The sequence below is a fragment of the Krasilnikovia sp. M28-CT-15 genome (genome assembly GCF_047159595.1).
Taxonomy (GTDB): domain Bacteria; phylum Actinomycetota; class Actinomycetes; order Mycobacteriales; family Micromonosporaceae; genus Actinoplanes.
Genome location: NZ_BAAGAK010000001.1, coordinates 2,024,291 through 2,040,215, shown reverse-complemented (window position 1 = coordinate 2,040,215; position 15,925 = coordinate 2,024,291). Strand labels below are relative to the sequence as shown.

At 73.3% G+C, this 15,925-nt stretch carries 20 protein-coding genes and 1 riboswitch; of the genes, 14 read left to right on the top strand and 6 right to left on the bottom strand.

The features are described 5' to 3' along the window. Positions 1-48 precede the first annotated feature (48 nt). Genes ACMCNO_RS09730 through ACMCNO_RS09705 form a run of 6 tightly spaced genes read left to right on the top strand, consistent with a single transcriptional unit; the run spans position 49 to position 4,017 of the window. Positions 49-978, top strand: a complete 930-nt coding sequence (locus ACMCNO_RS09730) for a metal ABC transporter substrate-binding protein (RefSeq protein ID WP_412749077.1) — start codon at positions 49-51, stop codon at positions 976-978. After that, positions 975-1,760 carry a metal ABC transporter ATP-binding protein gene (locus ACMCNO_RS09725; RefSeq protein ID WP_412749076.1) on the top strand — a complete coding sequence of 262 codons (786 nt, stop codon included), beginning with the start codon at positions 975-977 and terminating at the stop codon, positions 1,758-1,760. The genes ACMCNO_RS09730 and ACMCNO_RS09725 overlap by 4 nt, the downstream gene beginning before the upstream one ends. Further along, the gene (locus ACMCNO_RS09720) at positions 1,760-2,638 is read left to right on the top strand and encodes a metal ABC transporter permease (RefSeq protein WP_412749075.1); all 879 of its coding nucleotides are present in this window, start codon (positions 1,760-1,762) and stop codon (positions 2,636-2,638) included. Before ACMCNO_RS09725 ends, ACMCNO_RS09720 begins: the two co-directional genes overlap by 1 nt. A 17-nt stretch (positions 2,639-2,655) precedes the next feature. After that, positions 2,656-2,958, top strand: coding sequence for an ArsR/SmtB family transcription factor (locus ACMCNO_RS09715; protein ID WP_130511222.1), 303 nt, complete (start codon positions 2,656-2,658; stop codon positions 2,956-2,958). Next, on the top strand, positions 2,955-3,362 hold the full coding sequence (locus ACMCNO_RS09710; protein ID WP_412749074.1) for a Fur family transcriptional regulator: 408 nt from the start codon (positions 2,955-2,957) through the stop codon (positions 3,360-3,362). Before ACMCNO_RS09715 ends, ACMCNO_RS09710 begins: the two co-directional genes overlap by 4 nt. Before the next feature lie 46 nt (positions 3,363-3,408). Next, entirely contained in the window at positions 3,409-4,017 is a 609-nt protein-coding gene (locus ACMCNO_RS09705) for a hypothetical protein (RefSeq protein WP_412749073.1), read from the top strand. A 46-nt stretch (positions 4,018-4,063) separates the two neighbouring features. Here the strand turns inward: ACMCNO_RS09705 and ACMCNO_RS09700 are convergent, their stop codons facing one another. Continuing rightward, the gene (locus ACMCNO_RS09700) at positions 4,064-4,603 is read right to left on the bottom strand and encodes a DUF6328 family protein (RefSeq protein ID WP_412749072.1); all 540 of its coding nucleotides are present in this window, start codon (positions 4,601-4,603) and stop codon (positions 4,064-4,066) included. A 52-nt stretch (positions 4,604-4,655) separates the two neighbouring features. Then, positions 4,656-5,471, bottom strand: a complete 816-nt coding sequence (locus ACMCNO_RS09695) for an alpha/beta fold hydrolase (RefSeq protein ID WP_412749071.1) — start codon at positions 5,469-5,471, stop codon at positions 4,656-4,658. A gap of 59 nt (positions 5,472-5,530) precedes the next feature. After that, positions 5,531-5,640: riboswitch (TPP riboswitch) on the top strand. Positions 5,641-5,692: 52 nt separating this feature from the next. Between ACMCNO_RS09695 and ACMCNO_RS09690 the strand changes: the two genes are divergently transcribed. Genes ACMCNO_RS09690 through ACMCNO_RS09670 form a run of 5 tightly spaced genes read left to right on the top strand, consistent with a single transcriptional unit; the run spans position 5,693 to position 9,486 of the window. Next, the gene (locus ACMCNO_RS09690; RefSeq protein ID WP_412749070.1) at positions 5,693-6,277 is read left to right on the top strand and encodes an ECF transporter S component; all 585 of its coding nucleotides are present in this window, start codon (positions 5,693-5,695) and stop codon (positions 6,275-6,277) included. Positions 6,278-6,280: 3 nt separating this feature from the next. After that, complete coding sequence (locus tag ACMCNO_RS09685; protein ID WP_412749069.1) at positions 6,281-7,687, top strand: ABC transporter ATP-binding protein; 1,407 nt, start codon at positions 6,281-6,283, stop codon at positions 7,685-7,687. Then, the gene (locus ACMCNO_RS09680) at positions 7,684-8,487 is read left to right on the top strand and encodes an energy-coupling factor transporter transmembrane component T family protein (RefSeq protein WP_412749068.1); all 804 of its coding nucleotides are present in this window, start codon (positions 7,684-7,686) and stop codon (positions 8,485-8,487) included. The genes ACMCNO_RS09685 and ACMCNO_RS09680 overlap by 4 nt, the downstream gene beginning before the upstream one ends. A 25-nt stretch (positions 8,488-8,512) precedes the next feature. After that, entirely contained in the window at positions 8,513-8,809 is a 297-nt protein-coding gene (locus ACMCNO_RS09675) for an MTH1187 family thiamine-binding protein (RefSeq protein WP_412749067.1), read from the top strand. Further along, a complete protein-coding gene (locus ACMCNO_RS09670) occupies positions 8,806-9,486 on the top strand; it encodes an HAD family hydrolase (RefSeq protein ID WP_412749066.1) in 681 nt (226 codons plus the stop codon). The genes ACMCNO_RS09675 and ACMCNO_RS09670 overlap by 4 nt, the downstream gene beginning before the upstream one ends. A gap of 27 nt (positions 9,487-9,513) precedes the next feature. Here ACMCNO_RS09670 and ACMCNO_RS09665 read toward each other — a convergent pair whose 3' ends face one another. Continuing rightward, positions 9,514-11,127, bottom strand: a complete 1,614-nt coding sequence (locus ACMCNO_RS09665) for a methyl-accepting chemotaxis protein (protein ID WP_412749065.1) — start codon at positions 11,125-11,127, stop codon at positions 9,514-9,516. A 173-nt stretch (positions 11,128-11,300) separates the two neighbouring features. Between ACMCNO_RS09665 and ACMCNO_RS09660 the strand changes: the two genes are divergently transcribed. Beyond that, on the top strand, positions 11,301-11,786 hold the full coding sequence (locus ACMCNO_RS09660; protein WP_412749064.1) for an N-acetyltransferase family protein: 486 nt from the start codon (positions 11,301-11,303) through the stop codon (positions 11,784-11,786). An 87-nt stretch (positions 11,787-11,873) separates the two neighbouring features. Here the strand turns inward: ACMCNO_RS09660 and ACMCNO_RS09655 are convergent, their stop codons facing one another. Then, entirely contained in the window at positions 11,874-12,653 is a 780-nt protein-coding gene (locus ACMCNO_RS09655) for an isoprenyl transferase (protein WP_412749063.1), read from the bottom strand. Further along, positions 12,650-13,426, bottom strand: coding sequence for a DNA repair protein RecO (gene recO, locus ACMCNO_RS09650; protein WP_412749062.1), 777 nt, complete (start codon positions 13,424-13,426; stop codon positions 12,650-12,652). Before recO ends, ACMCNO_RS09655 begins: the two co-directional genes overlap by 4 nt. 137 nt (positions 13,427-13,563) lie before the next feature. On the opposite strand from recO, the gene ACMCNO_RS09645 reads away from it, so the two are divergent. Then, positions 13,564-14,340 carry a DUF4097 family beta strand repeat-containing protein gene (locus ACMCNO_RS09645; RefSeq protein ID WP_412749061.1) on the top strand — a complete coding sequence of 259 codons (777 nt, stop codon included), beginning with the start codon at positions 13,564-13,566 and terminating at the stop codon, positions 14,338-14,340. A 119-nt stretch (positions 14,341-14,459) separates the two neighbouring features. Beyond that, on the top strand, positions 14,460-14,912 hold the full coding sequence (locus ACMCNO_RS09640) for a hypothetical protein (protein WP_412749060.1): 453 nt from the start codon (positions 14,460-14,462) through the stop codon (positions 14,910-14,912). Here the strand turns inward: ACMCNO_RS09640 and era are convergent. Then, a complete protein-coding gene (era, locus tag ACMCNO_RS09635; RefSeq protein ID WP_412749059.1) occupies positions 14,909-15,841 on the bottom strand; it encodes a GTPase Era in 933 nt (310 codons plus the stop codon). The two genes, ACMCNO_RS09640 and era, sit on opposite strands and share 4 nt — an antisense overlap. Positions 15,842-15,925: the final 84 nt, after the last annotated feature.

Genomic DNA, 15,925 nt, shown 5'->3' with positions numbered 1-15,925 from the left:
CTCATGCGCTTTTGACAATCATTGTCATTATCACCCACAGTTGACGATGTGACGCGCTTCCGGCTCCTGCTCGCCGCCGCGGCCGTCGTCCTGCTCGGTGCGGCCACCGGCTGCACCACCCGGGCCGACAGCGCCGCCGACGGGCGGCTGCGCATCGTCACCGCGTTCTACCCGCTGCAGTTCCTCGCCCAGCGGATCGCCGGGGACGCTCCCACGGTCGCCAACCTCACCAAACCGGGCGCCGAACCGCACGATGTCGAGCTGAACCCGCGACAGGTGGCCCGGGTCGCCGACGCCGACCTGGTCGCGTACCTGAAGGGCTTCCAGCCCGCGGTCGACCAGGCCGTCGCGCTGGAGGCCCGCGACCGGGCCTTCGACGCCGCGACGGCCGTGCCGCTGCTGCCGCTCGGCGACACCGACCCGGAACCCGGCGGCGAGGAGTCCGCCCGGCTCTCCGGGGGCATGGACCCGCACGTCTGGCTCGACCCGCGGCGCTTCGCGACGATCGCCGACCTGCTGGCCGCCCGGCTCGGCCAGGCCGACCCGGCGCACGCGGCCGGCTACACCGCGCGCGCCGCGACGCTGCACCGCGAACTGGACGCGCTCGACACCGAGTACGCGGCCCGCCTGGCCACCTGCGCCCGGCGCGAGATCGTGACCGGCCACAGCGCGTTCGGCTACCTGGCCCAGCGGTACGGGCTGGCCCAGGTCGGCATCACCGGTGTCACCCCCGAGGGTGAACCGTCGCCCCGGCGGCTCATCGCCGTGGCCGCCGAGGCCGAACGCACCGGCACCACCACGATCTTCTTCGAGACGCTGGTCAGCCCCAAGGTCGCCGAGACCGTCGCCCGCGAGGTCGGCGCCCGGACCGCCGTCCTCGACCCGCTGGAGGGGCTGACCGAGCCCGGAGAGGACTACTTTTCCGTGATGCGCCGCAACCTCACCGCCCTGCGTACCGGCCTGGGGTGCACGTCGTGAGCGCCCCCGTGGTCTCGGTACGGCACGCCGCGGTCGCGTACGGCGGGCGCACCGTGCTGCGCGACGTCTCGCTGACCGTGGCGCCCGGCAGCGTGGTCGCCATCCTCGGCGCCAACGGCTCCGGCAAGTCGACCCTGGTCCGTACGGTGCTGCGCCTGGTGCCGCTGGCCGCCGGGGAGATCGACCTGTTCGGCGTGTCCCAGCGGCGGTTCCGCCAGTGGGCCCGGATCGGGTACGTGCCCCAGCGGGTCGGCGTCACCGGCGGGGTCCCCGCCACCGTGGGCGAGGTGGTCGCCTCGGGGCGGCTGGCCCGCCGGGGCATCCTGCGCCCGCCGCGCGCCGCCGACCGTGAGGCCGTGCACGCCGCCCTGGCCGACGTGGAGTTGGCCGACCGGATCGGCGACCCGGTCACGACCCTTTCCGGCGGCCAGCAGCAGCGCGTGCTCATCGCCCGGGCCCTGGCCGGGCAACCCGACCTGCTCGTGCTCGACGAGGCCACCGCCGGGGTGGACGCGGCCAGCCAGGAGGCGTTCGCGCAGACCCTGCGCCGCTTCGCCGGGCGCGGCGGCACGGTGCTGCTGGTGGCGCACGAACTCGGCCCGCTGCAGCCGCTGATCGACACGGCCGTCGTGGTGCACGAGGGCAGGATCGCGCACGAGGGCGCCCCGCCGGATCCCGCGGGCCACCACGCCGACCCGGGCCACGATCATGTGCACCCGCACGCCGAGGAACCCCGCGGCGGGATCTGCGTCGCGCCGACCGACCGGATGGCCGCGAACTGATGGACCTGTACGCCTACGACTTCATGGTCCGCGCGCTGATCGCCGCGCTGGTCATCGGCCTGGCCGCCCCGGCCCTCGGGGTCTACCTGGTGCAGCGGCGGATGTCGCTGATCGGCGACGGCATCGGGCACGTCGCGCTGACGGGCGTCGGCGTGGGGCTGCTGCTGCACCAGTCCCCGGTGATCACCGCCGTGGTGGTGGCCGCGGTCGGGGCGGTCGGCGTCGAGCTGGTCCGCCAGCGCGGCGGCACCTCCGGTGACCTGGCCCTGGCCCTGCTGTTCTACGGCGGCATCGCGGGCGGCGTGGTGCTGGTCGGGCTGTCGCCGGACAGCACCAGCGCCAACCTGGTGCAGTACCTGTTCGGCTCGCTGGTCACCACCTCGCCACAGGACCTCGCGGTGATCGCGGGGCTCGGCGCGGCCGTACTCATCGTCATGGTGGTGTTGCGGCCCGCACTGTTCGCGGTCTGCACCGACGAGGAGTACGCGCGGGTGTCCGGCCTGCCCGTCCGTACCCTGAACCTGCTGATGGCGGTGACCACCGCCGTGACCGTCACGATCGCCATGCGCACCGTGGGACTGCTGCTGGTCAGCGCGCTCATGGTGGTGCCCGTGGCCGCCGCCCAGCAGGTCACCCGCGGCTTCCGCGCCACCATGATCCTGGCCATGGCCATCGGCATGGGTGCCGCCGCCAGCGGGGTGTGGCTGTCCGGGCAGATCGACACCGCGCCGGGCGCGACCATCGTGATCCTGGCGATCGCCGCCTTCGTCGCGCTCACCGTGGGCGCCGCGACGTGGCGGGCGCTGCGCCGCCGCGCCGCCCCGGTCGCGCCGGAGCGGGTCGTGGCCGAACCGCCGGACGTGGTGCTGCACGAATGAGCGGTACCGTGGCTGCGGTGACGACGACGACCGGCTACGAAGCCTACGAGGCGGCCGGGGAGCTGCTGCGGGCGCTCTCCGCGCCGATCCGCGTCGCCATCGTGGCCGAGCTCGGCGCGGGCGAGCGGTGCGTGCACGAGCTGGTGGAGAAGCTGGGCGCGCCCCAGCCGCTGGTCTCGCAGCACCTGCGGGTGCTGCGCGGGGCCGGGGTGGTGCGCGGCGCCCGCCGCGGGCGCGAGATCGCCTACTCGCTTGTGGACGAGCACGTCGCCCACATCGTCGCGGACGCGGTCAGCCACGCGAAGGAAGGCGCCCCGTGACCGGGGAGCAGACCGCCACCGCGGTGCGCAACACCCGCCAGCGCAGCGCCGTCAGTGCGGTGCTGGCCGCCGCGGACGGCTTCCACAGCGCCCAGGACCTGCACGCCATGCTGAAGGCCCGCGGGGAACGGGTCGGACTCACCACGGTGTACCGGACGTTGCAGGTTCTGGCCGACGCGGGTGAGATCGACGTGATGCGCCCGCCCGGCGGCGAGTATCTCTACCGGCGGTGCAGCCAGGGGCATCATCACCACCTGGTGTGCCGCTCCTGCGGCCGGGCGGTGGAGGTCGAGGGCCCGGCCGTGGAGGCGTGGGCGGACCGGGTCGCGGGCCAGCACGGCTTCGTGGACGTCTCCCACACGGTCGAGATCTTCGGCACCTGCCCCGATTGCGCCCGGGCCTGATCGCGTCACCCGGCGCGCCGGGCCCGCCCGTGCGACGCTGTGGCGCGTGAAGTGGTACGCCGACCGGCTCCCCGTCGCCCTCCGCCAGATCGCCACCGACCTGCTCGTCGCGCTGTGGGTCTACGCGTGGATCCGCGCCGCGCTCTGGGTGCACGAGACCGTCCTGAAACTGGGCATCCCCGGCGCGAAGCTGGAGGGTGCGGGCACCAGCATCGCCGACAACCTCGCCGACGTGGGCAGCAAGGTGGGCGGCGTCCCCGTGGTCGGTGACCAGCTCACCAGGCCGTTCACCGGTGCCGCCGACGCGGCCCGGACCCTGGCTGACGCGGGACGCCAGCAGCAGGAACTGGTCGGCACCGTGGCCGGGGTACTGGCGTTCGTCGTGGTGGCCCTGCCGCTGACCCTCGTGCTGTTCGGCTGGCTGCCGCTGCGGCTGCGCTGGATGCGCCGGGCCGGGCTGGCCATCCGGGTCCGTCAGCAGCCCGCCGGGCGCGACCTGCTGGCACTGCGCGCACTGGCGGGCCGCCCACTCGACGAGCTGATCCGGCTGAGCCCGGACATCGCCCAGTCCTGGCGCGACGGTGACCCCGAGGCGGTGGACGCGCTGGCCGCGCTCGAACTACGCAGCCTCGGGCTGCGCCCGGCCCGGAGTTGACCCGCGTCGCCGATCGACTGTCCGGGACGGGGTGCGGCTCGCCCCGTCACCGCTCCTCACCCACCGGGTCTTCGCCCGAGGCGTAGTCCCGGTCCTCCTCCGCGTCGTCGGCGTCGATCCAGCTACGCCGCACATACGGCACGACCACCCAGTACGTCAGGAACCAGGCGCCGACGAAGACCGTGAGGCTCAACGAGGCCCAGAGGTCCAGCATGTAGTCGGTGATGAGCAGAACGCTGCTGACCATCGAGATCAGCATGAAGGCCAGCCCGGTGGTGGCCATCCGGTGCGCGTACCGGACCAGCTCGGGTTTGCGGCCCCGGCGGAACAGCGCCCGGTGGAACGCCACCGGCGCGATCAGGTGCGTGGCGGCGAACGCCGCGGAGATCAACGCGACCAGGTAGACGGCGCGCTGGAACTGATTCGTGTGTGGGAAGCCATTGCTGAACGGCAGCGTCAACAGGAACGCGAACAGGATCTGCACCCCGGTCTGCGCCACCCGCAATTCCTGCAGCAGGTCGCCGAAGTTGCGGTTCCAGCGCTGCCGCTCGCTCTCGCCCGGCAGCTCGGGTCTCTCGGCGGCCATCGGCTCCCCCCACGGTCAGCGGTCCGGGGGGCATTCCCCCCGCGGCGGACGGTCAAACCCCCACCCGGGCCAGCACCGCCTCGGCCAGCGTCTCCGGGGCCTCCTCGGGCACCCAGTGGCCGACGTCGCGCATCGCGACCAGCCGGTAGTCGGCCTCCACCCAGTCGCCGGTGGCCAGCGCCGCCGTGCGGCCCAGCACCGGGTCGGCCTCGCCCCACACGTACGTGGTCGGCACGGTGATCTTCCCGACTCCGGCCAGCTGGCCCCGGGTCAGCGCCCGATACCAGTTCAGGGCGCCGGTCAGCCGGCCCGGCTCCCGCATCGCCGCGGCGTATCCGGCGGCGCGCGCACCGACCGGCTTCAGCATCGAGCGCAGCATCGCACCGTCGCGGGCCAGCAACAGCCTCTCCGCGAACCCGGCCCGGAAGACCGCCATGTACGCGAACCGCAGCCGCTGCCGCAGCTCCCGTTGCAGCGCGTTCGCCAGCGCCCGCGGATGCGGCACCGACACCGCCGTGTACGAGCGGACCCGCTGCGGATGCCCGGCCGCCAGCAGCCAGCCCACCTGGGCGCCCCAGTCGTGGCCCACCACGTGCGCCGACTCGCAGCCGAGCGCGTCGAGCACCGCCACCGCGTCCGCGGCCGCCTCGGGCAGGCGGTACGCAGCCACTGCGTCCGGCCGGGCGCCCGCGCTGTAACCGCGCTGATCCAGCGCGTACGTGCGCAGCCCGGCCGCGTGCAGCCGGGGCAGGATCAGGTCGAACTCGCGGTGATCCTGGGGGAAGCCGTGCAGCAGCAGCACCGGCTCGCCGTCCGCTGGGCCGTCGGCGTACACGTCGAAGCTGAACCCGCGGGCTTTGATCTCCATGCGTGATCCTCCCTCGCTGTCCCCCGCTGCGACCTGGTGTTAGCGTCATCGAAACACATGCAATCCGACAGGGGAGCGCACAGCGCTGAGAGTGCGGGCCACCCCGGCCCGCAGACCCTCGAACCTGATCTGGGTAATGCCAGCGCAGGGAGTTCGGTCTCTCCAGCCGCGTCGCTGACGTGCGCCCTCTCTCGGTTCGCGATAGAACCCCGGGAGGCACCATGAAAACCACCAACGGCTGGCGGACGGTCGACATCGTGATCGCGTCGGTGATCGCCGTCGCGTTCGGTGTCGTCTTCTGGGCGTGGAACCTGCTGTGGGCCGCCACCCAGGGCGCCTTCGCGTTCTTCCCCCCGGCCCAGACCATCCTGTACGGGGTCTGGCTGCTGCCCGCCGTGCTCAGCGGCCTGATCATCCGCAAGCCGGGCGCGTCGCTGTACACCGAGACGCTCGCCGCGATCATCTCGGCGCTGCTCGGCGACCAGTGGGGCGCCATCGTCATCGTGCAGGGGCTGCTGCAGGGCCTCGGCGCGGAGGTGGCGTTCGCGGCGCTGCGCTACCGCTCGTACCGGCTGCCCGCGGCGCTGCTGGCGGGGGCGCTGACCGGCGTCGGCGCCGCGCTGTTCGACTTCTTCTACTGGAACGCCGGGCTGGACGTGTGGAGCTACCGCATCCCGTACGCGCTGCTGACCGTCGTCAGCAGCACGGTGATCGCCGGGGCCGGTGGCCGGCTGCTGGTGCGGGCGCTGGCACCCACCGGCGTGCTGGACCGCTTCGGTGCGGGCCGCGACCGCGCCCTGGTCTGAACGATGGCGGAGGTCGTGCTGCGCGGGTTCGGGTGGCGCCATGCCGGGCGCCGCGCCTGGGCCGTCCGCGGTGTCGACCTGCGCATCGCCCACGGCGAGCGGGTGCTCCTGCTCGGCCCCTCCGGGGCGGGCAAGAGCACCCTGCTGGCGGCGCTGGCCGCCCTGCTGCCGGAGGACTCCGGGCAGGCCGAGGGCGAGATCGAGATCGACGGCCTGGACCCGCGCAAGGCCCGCGAACGCGTCGGCATCGTCTTCCAGGACCCGCAGACCCAGCTCGTCATGGCCCGCAGCGGTGACGATGTGGCGTTCGGGCTGGAGAACCGCGGCATCCCGGCCGCAGACATCTGGCCCCGGGTCGACGCGGCGCTGGCGCGGGTCGGCTTCGCGTACCCGCGGGAGCGGCCCACCGCGGCCCTGTCCGGCGGCGAGCAGCAGCGGCTGGCGCTGGCCGGGGTGCTGGCGTTGCGTCCCGGGCTGCTGCTGCTCGACGAGCCGACCGCCAACCTGGACCCCGCCGGTGCCGCCCAGGTCCGCGACGCGATCACCCGCGCCCGGGACCCCGACACCACCCTGGTCCTGGTCGAGCACCGGGTGGCCGAGGCGCTGCCGCTGGTCGACCGGGTGGTCGTGCTGGAGCCGGGCGGCGGGGTCCGCGCGGACGGCCCGCCCGCGGCGGTCTTCGCCGCGCACGCCGACCGGCTGGCCGAGGAGGGGGTCTGGGTGCCGGGTCATCCGGTCGCCCCGCGCCGGGCCGCCGCCCCACCGGCCGATCCTCTGGTACGGGCACGCGCGGTCGCCGTACCCGGCCGCCTCGCCGGGGTCGACCTGTCCGCCCACGCCGGCGAGGTCCTCGCCGTGACCGGTCCGAACGGCGCCGGGAAGAGCACCCTGGCGCTGCTGCTGGGCGGCCTGCTGGCCCCCACGTCCGGGACGGTCGAGGCGTTCGGCGACCCCCGGCCCCCGCACCGGTGGCGGGCCCCCGTGCTGACCCAGCGGATCGGATCGGTGTTCCAGCAGCCGGAGCACCAGTTCGTGACGTCCCGGGTACGCGACGAGCTGGCACTGGGCCCGCGCCGCCTGGGCCGCCCGGCCGCCGCGGTGGCGGCCACGGTCGACGAACTGCTGGACCGGCTGCGGCTGACCCGCCTGGCCGGGGCGAACCCGCACACCCTCTCCGGCGGCGAGGCGCGCCGCCTCAGCGTGGCGACCGCCCTGGCCACCGCCCCGCGGCTGCTGGTGCTGGACGAGCCCACGTTCGGCCAGGACCGGCGGACCTGGATCGAGCTGGTCGACCTGCTGGCCCGGTTGCGCGACGACGGGCACGGGATCGTGGCGGTCACCCACGACGACGCGTTCGTCGCGGCCCTGGCCGACCGGGTGCACGCCCTGTCCGTGCGGGACCGCGCGTGAGCCTCACGTTCACCCCGATCGCCGACCCGGCCGCGCCGCTGGCCCGCCGCAACCCGGTCGCCAAGCTCGGCGCCGCCCTGGCGTTCTCCCTGCCGCTGATCCTCACGCTGGACCCGCTGACCCCCGCCCTCGCCCTCACGGTGGAGCTGGCCACGGTGCCGCTGTTCGGGATGCGGTATCCGGTGCTGGCCCGCCGCGCCTGGCCGCTGGCGCTGGCCGGTGCCGGGGTGCTGGTGACGATGCTGCTGTTCGCCGCGGAGCGGGCCGGGACGCCACTGTTCGCGGTGGGCCCCTTCCAGGTCACCACGGGCGTGCTGGGCACCGCCCTCGCGCTGGTGCTGCGGGTGTTCGCGGTGGCGCTGCCGGGGGTGATCGTGTTCGCCACCACCGATCCGACGGACCTGGCGGACGCCCTGGTGCAGAACGCGAAGGCATCGCCCCGGTTCGCGATCGGCGCGCTGGCCACGTTCCGGCTACTGCCGCTGCTGGGCCAGGAATGGCAGATGCTGACGCTGGCCCGGCGGGCGCGCGGCGTCGACGCGGGCCGCAACCCGGTGACCCGGCTGCGGCTGTTCGCCGCGACGGCGTTCGCGCTGCTGGTGGGCGCGATCCGGCGCGGCACCCGGCTGGCCGTGGCGATGGACGCGCGCGGCTTCGACTCGGGCGTGCCCCGCACGTACGCGCGCCGGCAGGTCTTCGGCATCGCGGACGCCGCGCTGCTGGCCGGCGCGGCCGTGCTGGCCGGGGCCATCCTGGCCGTCAGCGTGCTGACCGGGGTGTTCCGGCCGGTCATCGGCTGACCGCCGGGCTGCAATGATGGCGGGCATGCTTGTCGCGTTCTCCGTCACCCCGCTGGGCGCGGGCGATGCCGTGGGCGACCTGGTCGCCGAGGCCGTCCGCGTGGTCCGCGCCTCCGGCCTGCCCAACCGCACCGACGCCATGTTCACCACGATCGAGGGCGAGTGGGACGAGGTGATGGCCGTGGTCAAGCAGGCGGTCGACGCGGTCGCCGCGCACGCCCCCCGGGTCAGCGTCACCCTCAAGGCCGACGTGCGCCCCGGTGTCACCGGCGCGCTGGAGGCGAAGGTGCAGCACATCGAACGGCGGCTGGCTCAGCCGTGACCCGGCTGGTCATGTGGGACATCGACCGGACGCTGCTGATCGCCGGCAAGGCCACGCACCAGGCGTACGCGACCGCGTTCACCGCGGTCACCGGTGTCGCGTGGCGCGCCATGGCGGTCACCGCCGGACGCACCGACCGGGACATCTCCGCCGAGATCTTCGCCGCGCACGGCATCGCCGACTGCGAGCCGCACCTCGACGGCTTCTTCACCCGGTACGCCGACGAGGTGCACGCCACCCGGCACCTCATCGCCGAGCAGGGCCGCCTGCTGCCCGGCGTCCGCGACGTGCTGCACGCGCTCGCCGGACGGCCCGGGATCGTGCAGACCCTGGTCACCGGCAACATCCCGGCTGTCGCGGCGGCGAAGGTCGGCGCGTTCGACCTGGCGTCGGCGTTCGACATGGAGATCGGCGGGTACGGCGCCGACGACCTCGCCCGTGCCGCGCTCGTCCACCGCTGCCTGGAGTCGGCCCACGCGAAGTACGGCGGCCCGATCCACCCGGTGGTCATCGGCGACACCGTCCACGACGTGGCGGCGGCGCGCGCCACCGGCGCCCTGGCCGTGGGTGTGGCGACCGGCGGCACGACCATGGCGGACCTGGCCCGGGCCGGCGCGGACGTCGTCCTGGCCGATCTGTCCGACGTGGACGCCGCGGTCGCGGCCATCACCGGCTGACCCGGGTCCACGCCGGACGGCGGTGCCTCAGACGCGGAACGCGCTGATCGCGGTGGTCAGTTCCGCGCTCATCCGGGCGAGTTCCGAGGCGGCGTGCTGGGACTGGGTGGCACCCGCCGCGGTCGAGGCGGCGGCGTGGGCCACCCCGGCGATGTTGCCGGCGATGGCGGTGCTGCCGTCGGCTGCCGCGGAGACGTTGCGGGTCATGTCGTCGGTGGTCGCGGTCTGCTCCTCCACCGCGGTCGCGATGACGGTCTGGTAGTCGTTGACCTGGTTGATGATGGAGGCGATCTGATCGATCGCCGCGACCGCGTCCGCGGTGTCGGTCTGGATCGCCAGCACCCGGCGGGAGATGTCCTCGGTGGCCTTGGCGGTCTCCTGGGCGAGGTCCTTGACCTCACCGGCGACGACCGCGAAGCCCTTGCCCGCGTCACCCGCCCGCGCCGCCTCGATCGTGGCGTTGAGGGCCAGCAGATTCGTCTGCTCGGCGATCATGTTGATGGTCTTGACGACCTCGCCGACCTCCTGCGACGAGGTACCGAGGCGGGTGACCGTGGACATGGTCGACTCGGCGACCGACACGGCCTGCGACGCCACGCCGACGGCGTGGACCGCGTTCTCGGCGATCTCCCGGATCGACGCCACCATCTCCTCGCTGCTGACCGCCAGCGTCTGCACGTTGCCGGAGATCTGGCCCGCGCCGTCGGATGCCAGCCCGGCCTGCGTGCTGGTCTCCTCGGCGTTCGAGGCGATCTGGGTCGCGGTCGCGGACAGCTGCACCGATGCGGTCGACATCGACTCGGCGCCACCGGCCACCTGCTGCACCAGGCGCCGCAACGACGCGACGGTCTGATCCACCGCGCGGCTGAGCTGGCCCAGCTCGTCGGAGCGGTTCAGCTCGGCCCGTACGGTCAGGTCACCGTCCGCGGCCTGCTGCAGCGCCTTGCCGACCTTGCGGAGCGGCCGGGTGACGGACCGGGTGGCCGCGGTCGCCAGGACCACCGCCAGCACCAGCACGCCCAGGGTCACCCCCAGCCGGATGATCTGGTTGGTCCGCAGATCCGCGGCGGCCTGGGCGGTCATCGCCGCCGCGCGGGCCTGGATCGACGCCAGCACGTTGTCGGTCACCTTCACCACGTCGCCGTAGGCCTGCGCGACCTGGCCCTTGGTGATGCTGTCCATCGCGGCCGCGCGCGCCGCCGGCGAATCGTCCGCGCCCAGCTGCCCGGCGACCGCGTCGATCCGGGTGAACAGCGCGGTCCAGGCGGGCTTCAGGCTCTTCCAGGACGCCTGCTCCGCGGGGCTCAGCACGCCGGCGGGCACGGCGTCCACGGCGGCGAGGATGGCCTTGCGGTCCGGCGCTGCGGCGCTGTCACCGGCCACGGCCGCACTGCCGTACGCACCGGCGCTGCCCACGAGCCGGGCCTGGTACGTCGCCATGTCGGCGGCCAGCAGCCGTACCCGTTGCACCTGGTCCGCGACCGCGGTGAGGTGACTGATCCGGGCCTGCGCCATGGTCTGCTGCTGCGAACCCCGAAGACCGGCGAAGAGCGCCCCCGCGATGAACACCCCGAGCAGGGCGAACGCGCCACCCAGCCGGAAGCCGACGGTGATCTTCCTGGTTTTCAGCGCGCTTCTCATCGGGGTCCTCATCGTCGAGTGGTCTCTGCCATCGAGATCGGCGACGATCCACCGGAAGGCCTGCGGACCGGGCGATGAAGAAGACATCTCACATCCGTACGGAAAGGCTCAGCTCCGGCCGCGCTTCGCCGGGCCGGTCGCGGGCAGCCACACGCCCCCGATACGGTGCGCTGGTGCAGGTACGCGAGTTCGATGAGGCCGACTGGCCGCAGGTCTGGGACATCATCCGCGAGGTCATCCAGGCCCGGGACACCTTCACGTACGACCCGGAGATGACCGAGGAGCAGGCGCGCCCGCTGTGGGTCGAGGCGCCTCCGGGCCGCACCGTCGTGGCGGTCGAGGACGGCCGCATCGTCGGCACGGCGAAGATGGGGCCGAACAAGCCCGGCCCGGGCGCCCACGTCTCGACGGCCAGCTTCATGGTGGCCGCCAGCGCACGCGGCCAGGGCGTCGGGACCGCCTTGTTCACCTACGCCGTGGACTGGGCGACCAGCGCGGGATACGCCGGTATGCAGTTCAACGCGGTGGTCGACACGAACCGCACGGCTGTCGAGCTGTATCTGCGGAACGGTTTCGAGATCATCGGCACGGTGCCCGGCGCATTCGCCCATCCGACGCTGGGCCGGGTCGGACTGCACGTGATGTACCGGGAATTCTGACGGGTCGCGCCGCCCTGGCGGCGCAGGGGCGACGCCACGTCCGGAACGGAAACGGGCGTTCCATCCTGGGCGGCAGGACCCGTGACCTCAGCTCGGGGCGACCGGGTTGGGGACAGCCCCGCCGAAGCGGCGGTCCCGCTGGGCGTACAGCTGGCAGGCGTACCAGAGGTGGCGGCGGTCGAAATCCGGCCACAGGGTGTCGAGGAAGACCAGCTCCGCGTACGCGGACTGCCAGAGCAGGAAGTTGCTCGTCCGCTGCTCCCCCGACGGGCGCAGGAACAGGTCCACGTCGGGGACCTCGGGGTGGTACAGGTACTTGGCGATGGTGCGCTCGTTGACCTTGTCGGCCTTCAGCCGCCCGGCGGCCACATCCCGGGCGATCGCCGCGGTGGCGTCGGCGATCTCCGCCTGGCCGCCGTAGTTCACGCAGAACTGCAACGTCAGCGTCTTGTTGTGCCGCGACATCTCCTCCGCGGTCTGTAGCTCGGAGATCACGCTCTTCCACAACCGGCCCGCGCGCCCGGACCAGACCACCCGCACCCCCAGGTCGACCAGCTGGTCGCGGCGGCGGCGGATGACGTCACGGTTGAAGCCCATCAGGAAGCGCACCTCCTCCGGCGAACGCTTCCAGTTCTCCGTCGAGAACGCGTAGGACGACAGGTACGGAATACCCAGCTCGATCGCGCCCTCGATCGCGTCGAACAGCGAATACTCCCCCTGCTCGTGGCCCTTGGTGCGGGACAGGCCGCGCTCCTTGGCCCACCGGCCGTTGCCGTCCATCACGATCGCGATGTGCTTCGGCAGGGCGTCCCGCGGCAGGTCGGGCGGGGTCGCGCCGGAGGGGTGCGGGGTGGGCGGACGCGTCACGACATGCTCTCCCGTCGGTCGACGAGCGGCAGGGAACGCATCGCGCGTTCCATGTGCCACTGCAGGTGAGCCGCCACGAGACCGCTGCACTCGCGGCGCACCGGCGGCTCGGCGGCATCGGCGACCTCCCAGTCGCCGGAGGTCAGGGCCAGCATGAGCCCCAGGGTGGCCGGCGCGGGATGCGCCGAGCCGGGCGGACGGCAGTCCGGGCAGACCGAACCCCCGGCCGGTACGGAGAACGCCCCGTGCCGCCCCGGCGCGCCGCAGACCGCGCACTCGGCCAGCGCGGGCGCCCAGCCCGCCAGTGACATGCCACGCAGCAGGTAGGCGTCGAGGACCAGACTGCCGTCGTGCTCACCGACCGCGAGCGCCTTGAGCGCGCCCAGGGTGAGCTGGAACAACCGCAGCGCGGGCTCCCGCTCGACCGGGGTGAGCCGCTCCGCGGTCTCCGCGATCGCGCTGGCGGCCGTGTAGCGCGGGTAGTCGCCGAGGAACCGCTTGCCGTACAGCGTCACGGCCTCCACCTGGCTCACCGAGTGCAGCGTGCTGCCCACGCCCTCGGGAGAGCCCGCGAGCTGCAGATCCACGTGGCCGAACGGCTCCAGCCGGGCACCGAACCGCGACGTCGTGCGGCGCACCCCCCGGGCCACCGCGCGCAGCCGGCCGTGCCGGCGGGTCAGCAACGTGATGATCCGGTCGCTTTCCCCCAGCTTCTGCACGCGCAGCACCACCGCGTCGTCGCGGTAGAGCTGTCGGCGGTATCCGGCGGGCACCCGGCCATTCTGCCCCGCCGGTACGACAGCCCCCGCGCCGGTACGACAACCCCGAGGCACATCTCAGGGTCGAATCCGGGTCGGCTGGGTGGGAGAACCGATGGTCCGGCCGCCCGGCGGGTCCTAGCGTCTGCACCATGAATCCCACCCTGTTCCGACGCGCGGGCGCATTCACCATGGTTGCTGCGGCGGCGGCCACGTTGGCGGGCTGCGGTGGGATCGGCGCGCAGCTGACGTTCCACGACGTCGAGAAGGTGAAGGTCACCGAGATCCGGCTGACCGGATCCGTCGGTGACGTGGCCGTACACACCTCCGCGATCGGCGAGACGCGGATCACCCGGATCGTGCGCAGCGGCAGCGACCCGGCCCGCGGCTACTCCCTCGACGGCACCGTGCTCACCCTGGACACCAACTGCGGCCCCGACTGCACCGTGGCGTACGACGTGGAGGCCCCGACCGGCGTGGCGGTCCGCGGTGAGCTGCGTTCCGGCGACATCAGCCTCGTCGGGGTCGGCGCCACGGACGTGTCGCTCACCTCGGGCGACATCCTCGTGCACGACGCGACCGCCGAGCTGAAGGCGGTCACCACCTCGGGCAACATCTCGGTCGAGGGCGGCAAGGGCCCGACGACGCTGCGCTCGACCTCCGGCGACCTGCTGGCCGACCGTGTCAGCGGACCCGTTCAGGCCGAGTCCACCAGCGGCGACGTGACCGTCGAGCTGGCCGCCGCCGCCGCGGTGACCGCCGAGGCCACCAGCGGAGACGTCCTGGTACGGGTGCCGGAGGGCAGCTATCACGTCCAGGCCGACAGCCGCTCCGGCGACACCCGGGTGGAGATCCACGACGACCCGAAGTCGGCGAATCTGATCACCGCGAAGACCCACAACGGCAACGTCACGGTCCAGGCCACGTAGGGTCGGCCGCAGACCGCCGTCCAGGGGACGACATGTACGAGCTTCAGGCCGGGCCGCTGACCCGGGAGCAGGCCGAGACCGCCGTGCGGGCGTGGGCGGCGGAGAACTAGGATGCCCGCGTGCTGCTAGCGAAGCGGGCCAGCGTGTGGCGCAGCCGCTACACGGTCAGCGCCGACGGACACCCGATCGCCACGTGGGACGGCGCGTTCTGGACCTCCGGCGGCGAGTTCGTCCTGGACGGGCAGCGGTTCCAGGTGGACGCCAACACGTGGGGCACCCGGTTCACGCTGACCGGCCCCGACGGCACGCCGGTCGCCGCCGCGGACCGGGTGGGCCGCAAGCAGTGGACCGTGCAGGCAGGCGGACAGACCTACCGGTTCCAGCGCAGATCGTTCTGGAGCACCGACCAGGAGCTGCACACCGAACACGGCCCGGTGGGCTCGGTGCGGCGTACCAGCCTGTGGGGAGACGAGGTCGCCGTCGACCTGCCGGGGCTACCCCTGCCGGTGCAGATCTTCGTCCTGGGTGTCGTCATCAGCATGTGGAACGCCCAGGCCGCCGCCGCTACCTAGAAGCCCAGCCTGCGCAGCTGCTTCGGGTCCCGTTGCCACTCCTTGGCCACGCGCACGTGCAGATCCAGGTAGACCTTCGTGCCCAGGAGCGCCTCGATCTGGGCGCGTGCCCGGGTGCCGACGTCCCGCAGCCGCGCGCCGCGGCTGCCGATCACGATCGACTTCTGGCTGTCGCGTTCCACGTACACATCGGCGTAGATCTTGGTCAGGTTGCCCTCCACGAGCATCTCCTGGACCAGCACGGCGATCGAATGGGGCAGCTCGTCGCGCACCCCCTCCAGCGCCGCCTCGCGCACCAGCTCGGCGATGAGAACCTGCTCCGGCTCCTCGGTCAGCACGTCGTCCGGGTAGAGCTGCGGCGACTCCGGAAGGTGCCGGACCAGTACCTCGACCAGGGTGTCGACCTGATGGCCGGACACCGCGCTGACCGGCACGATCTCCGCGAAGTCGTACAGCTCGCTCACGGCGATCAGCCGCTGTGCCAGGGTCGCCGGGTCGACCAGGTCGACCTTCGTGACCACGGCGATCACCGTGGCCTTCAGCTCCGCGATCTCGGCCGAGATGAACCGGTCCCCGGCGCCGACCGGCTCGTCCGCGGGAAAGCACACCCCGATCACGTCGACCTCGCTCCACGTGTCGCGGACCAGGTCGTTGAGGCGCTGGCCGAGCAACGTACGCGGGCGGTGCAGGCCCGGGGTGTCCACGAGGACGAGCTGCCCGTCCGGGCGGTGCAGCACGCCCCGGATGATGTGCCGGGTCGTCTGCGGCTTGTTCGAGGTGATCGCGATCTTCTGCCCGATGATCGCGTTGGTCAGCGTGGACTTGCCCGCGTTCGGCCGCCCCACGAAGCACGCGAACCCGGCCCGGTAGGAGCCGTCACCAGCCGTGGCCGGCGCGGCAGCCGCCCGGTGCCGGTGGCTGCCGGGCACCCCCGAATCCCGGCCGCGCCCGTCACGCGAGCCGGACCCACCGCGCCCTGAACCGGACCCGCCATTGCCTGACGCGGGCTGCGC